This window comes from Kitasatospora sp. NPDC022856, from assembly GCF_055561235.1.
Genome location: NZ_JBVHHE010000032.1, coordinates 68,989 through 75,305 on the forward strand (window position 1 = coordinate 68,989; position 6,317 = coordinate 75,305).

Annotated in this window: 4 protein-coding genes and 1 pseudogene; 4 read left to right on the plus strand and 1 reads right to left on the minus strand. The window is 67.5% G+C overall.

The window, feature by feature from the left end; genetic code table 11:
* Positions 1–83 precede the first annotated feature (83 nt).
* Both ACZ34W_RS30525 and ACZ34W_RS30530 read left to right on the plus strand, forming a co-directional pair.
* Positions 84–788, plus strand: a complete 705-nt coding sequence (locus ACZ34W_RS30525) for a FadR/GntR family transcriptional regulator (RefSeq protein WP_465608711.1) — start codon at positions 84–86, stop codon at positions 786–788.
* A gap of 656 nt (positions 789–1,444) precedes the next feature.
* Complete coding sequence (locus tag ACZ34W_RS30530; RefSeq protein ID WP_465608713.1) at positions 1,445–4,279, plus strand: hypothetical protein; 2,835 nt, start codon at positions 1,445–1,447, stop codon at positions 4,277–4,279.
* A gap of 45 nt (positions 4,280–4,324) precedes the next feature.
* Here the strand turns inward: ACZ34W_RS30530 and ACZ34W_RS30535 are convergent.
* Positions 4,325–4,477 (minus strand): annotated as a pseudogene (locus ACZ34W_RS30535) (transposase); the annotation flags it as partial.
* On the opposite strand from ACZ34W_RS30535, the gene ACZ34W_RS30540 reads away from it, so the two are divergent.
* Together ACZ34W_RS30540 and ACZ34W_RS30545 are read left to right on the plus strand one after the other, a co-directional pair.
* Positions 4,425–4,883: a twin-arginine translocase TatA/TatE family subunit gene (locus ACZ34W_RS30540; RefSeq protein WP_465608721.1), complete on the plus strand. Its 459-nt coding sequence runs from the start codon at positions 4,425–4,427 to the stop codon at positions 4,881–4,883. The pseudogene ACZ34W_RS30535 and the gene ACZ34W_RS30540 overlap by 53 nt on opposite strands.
* A gap of 199 nt (positions 4,884–5,082) precedes the next feature.
* Positions 5,083–6,317 (plus strand): galactose-binding domain-containing protein (locus ACZ34W_RS30545; protein WP_465608715.1); only part of this gene is annotated, 1,235 nt, incomplete at its 3' end.

Consider the following 6,317-nt stretch of genomic DNA (forward strand, 5'->3'; position numbering starts at 1 on the left):
GTACCGTCGGCCCCACTGCTCAGGACTCACAGGCCAGGCCATACTGGATACATCAGATGTCCGAACCAAGGGGAGGGACACGCATGCCGGTAACCGACGAGGCGATCGACAAGATCAAGTCCATGATCGTCAGCGGTGAGCTGCGACCGGGGACGAGACTTCCCAAGGAGGCCGACCTCGCCGAAAGACTGGGCCTGTCGCGCAGTTCCCTGCGCGAGGCGGTGAAGGCCCTCTCCCTCATCCGGGTACTCGACGTTCGCCAGGGCGACGGCACCTACGTGACCAGCCTGGAACCGAACCTGCTCCTGGACGCCCTGGGCTTCGTCGTCGAATTCCATCAGGACGACACCGTGCTGCAGTTCCTGGAGGTACGGCGGATCCTGGAACCGGCCGCCACCGCGCTGGCCGCCCGCCGCATGCCGGACGCCGGGATCGACGAGCTGCGCCGCACCTTCGAGCGGCTCGGCGACAACCCCAGCCTGGACGAACTGATCGCCAACGACCTGGAATTCCACCAGCAGATCGCCGCAGGCGCAGGCAACCTCGCGCTCTGCTCCCTGATCGAGGGACTCTCCGGCCCGACCACCCGGGCCCGGATCTGGCGGGGCGTCACCGAGGAGGGCGCGGTCGAGCGCACCCTGCAGCAGCACCGGGCCATCCTCGACGCGATCGCCGCCCGCCGACCGGACCTCGCATCGGCCTGGGCAACCGTCCACATCGCCGGGGTCGAGGACTGGCTCCGCGGCACTCTGGGCTCGGCCGAATCCGCCCTGCCGCCACTGGCATAGCGGTCCCCGCACCCAGCTGGAGGACGAGTCTCCAGGATCAAGGTCATCGCGCTGGCCACGGAGTGGCAGGCGGACATCGCCGAGCAGGTAGTTAGTTGTGCCGACCGGCGCGTCCAGCAGTAGGCCGGCGGCCCCATGTCGGCCACGCCCCGTGAGCGGACCAGCCTGATATCCGCAAGGGCCAGAGGCATCCGATGAATCTCTCGGCTCGTCTCGCATGGCAATCTGCAAAGACTCTCCGAATGATATGAGACGGTCAGTCATCACGCGCCCCCCAGTGATGGCCGGGCAGCCCGCCGCCGAGAGGCGGCATTCGTACGCCACGGCAGGCCCGAGAGTGCTGTACGCGGCTTGCCCGTAGGAGAAGCGCCTGACAGATACGGGAAGTTGTGTCTTCGGCGACGCCGCGCCCCGCGATGCCCGCTCCGGGCTCTCTTCTCCTCCGGTGCGGCGGACGCCGGATCGAAATCGCAAGAACCATTCTGCGTGACATCTATCTCACCAGACGCATTGCCTATACAGTACCGACCTACCTAGACATCGGATGTGTTGGTAGAAGCGCACAGATCATTCCGCGCGGCAGCGCTCTCCGGTGGACTGACCCAGCAGCCGATCGCCCGCGCGGCGGGCCATGGTCATCAACCCGAGGAGAGAGCATGGGAAAGAGACGGATGGTCGTACTGGCCGCCGGGCTTCTGGCGGGCAGCCTGATCGCCACCGGCACGACCGTCTCGGCGGTCGCGGCGGGGACGACGGACTTCTACGCGTCGCCCACGGGTAGTGGGACGACCTGCTCCAGCAGCGCCCCGTGTGCTCTGACGACGGCGCGGGACCGTGTGCGGGCGGTGGCGGGTTCGATGTCGAACGACATCCGCGTGCTGCTGCGCGGTGGGGTCTACCCGCTGAGCGAGCCGCTCACCCTGGACGTGCGTGACTCCGGGACCAACGGTCACCAGGTGATCTATACGGCCGCGCCGGGGGAGAAGCCGGTGTTCAGCGGTGGCCAGAAGGTCACCGGGTTCTCCGTGTTCGACTCCACCAAGGGGATCTGGCGGGCAGCCCTACCGACCGGCGCGCTGAACGCCGCGGCCAGGAACAGCCGGGACCTCTCCGTCAACGGAGCTCCGGCACAGCGGGCCAGAACCGTCAGCGTCAGCGACAAGGTGTGGTCAACGGCCCCCGGCGGGGCCTGGACCAGCGTGCACTACACGGCGGAGGGGAACGCCGCCCTCAGCGGAATCGACCTCGCACAGATCTCCAGCCCTGAGCGGGTGGAGGTGGTCGACAACGCCGGCTGGAAGCAGCTGCGCTGCCCGCTGGAGAGCATCGCTCCGACCACGGTCACCATTCCGGCCACCGCGACCACGGTGCCGCCCTACCAGCCGGGCGGTACGAGCGCCGAGACCTCCATCAAGGCCAACGCGGACTGCTGGTCCGACCAGGCCACCCAGAAGTTCCCCGGCTATCCCTTGAACGGCTCCGGCGCACCCAGGCTGAGTCATGTCGACTGGCTCGAGAACGCCTACCAGTTCATCGACCAGCCCGGAGAGTTCTACATCGACGCCGCGGGCGGGTACGTCTACTACAAACCGCGCGGCGGCGAGAACCTGGCCACCGCCGACGTACAGGTCGGCGTGGCCGAGCAACTGGTGAACCTGTCCGGCACTCCGGGACACCTGGCGCCGGTGAACGCCACACTGTCGAATACGTCCGTCACCGGTGCCGTGGAACTCGCCAGCGACACCCAGCCCGTCCCGGAAGGGCAAGCGAAGGGCACGCCCTTCGGGGACCTGAATCACGAGGCCCTCAAGTTCTCGGAAGCGGGCGCCTCGGTCAGCTACACCTTCACCGGCGTCGGGATCGACATCCTCGGCGAGAAGATGCCGGCCGGCAGCAACCTCGCCATCTCCGTCGACGGTGGTACCCCGACGGCCGTCTCCAACCACAACGCGAGCCGGCTCGCCCAACAGGTCCTCTTCTCCGCGAGAGGGCTCACCGAGGGCACCCACACGGTCAAGGTGGTCAACGCGACCGTCGGTACGGTGCGCATCGACGCCTTCACCGTGATCCCCAAGTCCGTCCAGCCGATCCACGACATCACCTTCCAAGGCATCACCTTCGCCAACACCACGTGGACCCAGCCCAACACCAAGGGCTTCATCGACGGTCAGGCGGGCATTATGTGGGACCCGGACACCCATCAGAACACCCGCGTCCCGGCCGCGGTCCAAGTACACCGCGGCACTCACATCGCTTTCGCCGGCAACGAGTTCGCCAATCTCGGAGGATCGGGCCTCGACCTGGCGGACGGAACGCAGAACTCCACCGTCACCGGGAACTGGATCCACGGCATCGGCAGCAATGGTGTGGCCGTCGGCGAGCCCGACGACTACTACCTCACCGACGCCACCCTCATGACGAGCAACGACACGGTCACCCAGAACCGCGTCGAGCACGTCGGCCGGAACTTCGCCGGATCCGTCGGCATCTGGGTGGGCCAGAGCCGTGACGTCGAGATCTCGAACAACGATGTCGGCCACACCTCGTACTCCGGCATCTCCCTCGGCTGGGGCTGGGGCTTCGCCTCGGACTGCGCCATGCAGGCCGCCCAGACCAACCAGCTGTCCCCCAATCTCACCATCAAGCCGACCGCCTCGACGCCCTGCACCCACGGCACCATCTACTCGGGCCGAAACAAGATCATCAACAACTACATCCACGACGTGATGGGCGTCCTCGTCGACGGCGGCCCGATCTACGTCCTCGGCGGCCAGGGCGCTGGAGGGACCAGCCCGTCCGTCATGTCCGGCAACGTCGTCGGCGTCTACAACGGGGCCACCGGCTCGCCGGTCAACAAGGACCTCTACCTCGACGAGGGCTCCTCGTACTGGGACGTACACGACAACGTGATCCGATTCGCGGAGGGTACCCAGTGGACCCGCCTGTGGACGCCCACCATCCACGACGTCCACGTGCACGCCAACTACTCCAGCGTCAGCACGTTCTCCACCAACGCCACCAACAGCACCGTCGACCAGGCCACCATCGTCAGCGACGGCGTCTGGCCCGCAGCGGCCAAGGCCGTCATCGCAGCGGCCGGCCCCAGTCAGGAGCGAATCTCCCCGGCCAGCAAGGTGGACGACGACGACAAGATGATCGAGTACCTCGGCACCTGGGCCGCCGCCGGCTTCCGAGGACAGGGCGATCGCCACGACAACCTCCACACCACGACCGTCGACGGAAGCTTCGCACTCCTCACCTTCCAGGGGACCGGCGTGAGGCTGATCGGCGAAAAGGCACCAGACCAGGGCAGTGTCGAGATCTTCGTCGACGGCGTCTCCAAGGGCCTCGTCAACTCCTACGCCGCCACCCTCGCCGCCCAGCAGAGCATCTACACCGTGACCGGTCTGACCCCGGGCAGCCACACCATCAAGGTCGTCAAGAGCAGCGGCGCCAGGGCCACCATCGACGGGTTCGACGTCACCCCCTGATGCTGTTGTCAAACTGCCGAAATGGCAGGAAGTCCACCGTCTGCACCGGGGGCGGCGCAGGTTGCCGCTGACGTTGCCGGAGTCGCGGGGCACGGGCGCGACTCCGGCGAAACTGGCCGGGCGGTCCGCAGCGCCGAACCGGGACATGTCGCCGGCGGCAGCCAGGAACTCGGCGTCGATCAGTGGGCCGATTCCAGGTTCGACCGCCTCCCGTGCAGGCGACACTCCCTGCCCCCACAGCCTCGTCAGAAAGGAGCCGACACCTACGCCCCATAACGGCCCGGAGCCCTGGCACCTGATCATTGTCATCGCCGTGATCGTCCTCTTCCTCGGTTCGAAGAAGCTCCCCCGAGGCCGCGCGGGGGATCGGCAAGTCCCCGCGCATCCTCAAGGCGGAGACCAAGGCCGTGCACGAGGTCACCCCACCCAACGCCGGCACCGCGACCGTCACGGAGACCACGTACACCCGCAGTCCCGGCCATCGCCCCGACAGACGCCGTGGCGCCGTGCGCCGGCAAGGCCTCATCGAGCACCCACCACCCGACCGCCTCCTGACCGGTCCGTCCACGGACCTGACGGAGGAAGGGTCTCCACGCTCCAGTGATCCCCCCGTAGACGCGTAGCCCGGCTAGAGGAAAGCCCGCTCACCGTCACGCGAAAGACCGTTGCAGTGCCGAGTGACCCCACGAAACCCGCACAGGGAGTGAACGATGCGTCCCAGGAACCGGATCCGGACGGCCGGTCGAGCCGTCTCCACGCAGTTGACCGCAGCCGCTTCGCGCACCGTCAGGTGCGGGAGGACGATGACCTGTCACCGCGGACCCAAGCTCGCGTCCGCCCTACTGCTCGTTGTGATGACGGTGCTCTCCGGCCAGTGGGTTCCCGCCTCGGCCGAGACCACCAGCCTGGCCCCCTACGACCTGGCTACCGACGCTCCGGTGCTGATCGTGCTCGGACAGAGCAACGGGGTCGGGTACAACTCGCCCATCAGCGACCCTGCCGACACGGCCCAGTGCGGATCCTTCAGCCATGTCAAGGGGCTGAATCAGCAGAACAACCGCAAGGTCGGGGCGACGCAGGCAACGTGGACTCCGTACACCTGCAGCGGTACCAACCTCGGCAAGGAGTGGAACGCCGGCCTCGGCTACAGCGTCGCGACGGTGACCGCGTTGCGGTGGGAGCGAGCTGTCAACGCCGGTGCCGCGCTGCCCGACCTGAACGTGATTCACGTGGCTTGGCCCAGCACGGGTATACAGCAGACCGACAGGACGGCCAACCTGTGGTGGCCCGGCCGGGACCCCACCCAGGTCGAGAGCCTGCACCAGCTCACCGTGAACACGATCAGCAACGCCCTTCGAGCGCTCCGGGAAGCCGGTAAGACACCGCGCATCATCGGCCTGCACTGGAACCAGTGGGAGACCGAGGCCTACATGAACACCACGATCGACAGCGACCACGTCCGGCAGGCATTCCTCAATGTCCTGGAGCCGCTGAGAGCGACCACCGGTGGCGCCGTGTACCCGGTCTTCCTCTACCGCCCGCGCACGACCAAGTATGCTGCGACGCCGACGCAGCACGTCGTGGACGCGCTGACCGACCTCGCCAGTCGGCCGGCGCCCAACCCCTACAAGCTGCTCGACCCGGCCGACGCGACCACCGCGGCCGGCGTGCACCTGTACGTGCCGACCGCCGCCCCCGCCTACGGGATCTTCAACAGCGACGGTGTGCACTACAACCAGCAGGTGCAGGAGTGGTTCGCCGATCAGCAGTGGAAGGCCGTGTTCACGGACCACGGTTACGGAGCCCCAGTGCCGGACCAGGTCAACGTGGCACGGGGACGGCCGGCCACCCAGTCCTCGACCTGGGGAGGGGTGGCGGCGGCCCGGGCGGTGGACGGCAACACCGACGGCTCCTGGTCGGGCGGGAGCGTCAGCCGCACCAAGACCGACGCCCAGGCGTGGTGGCAGGTCGACCTCGGTACGACGCGTCCGATCAACACCATCAGGATCAACTCCCGTACCGACTGCTGCACCGACAG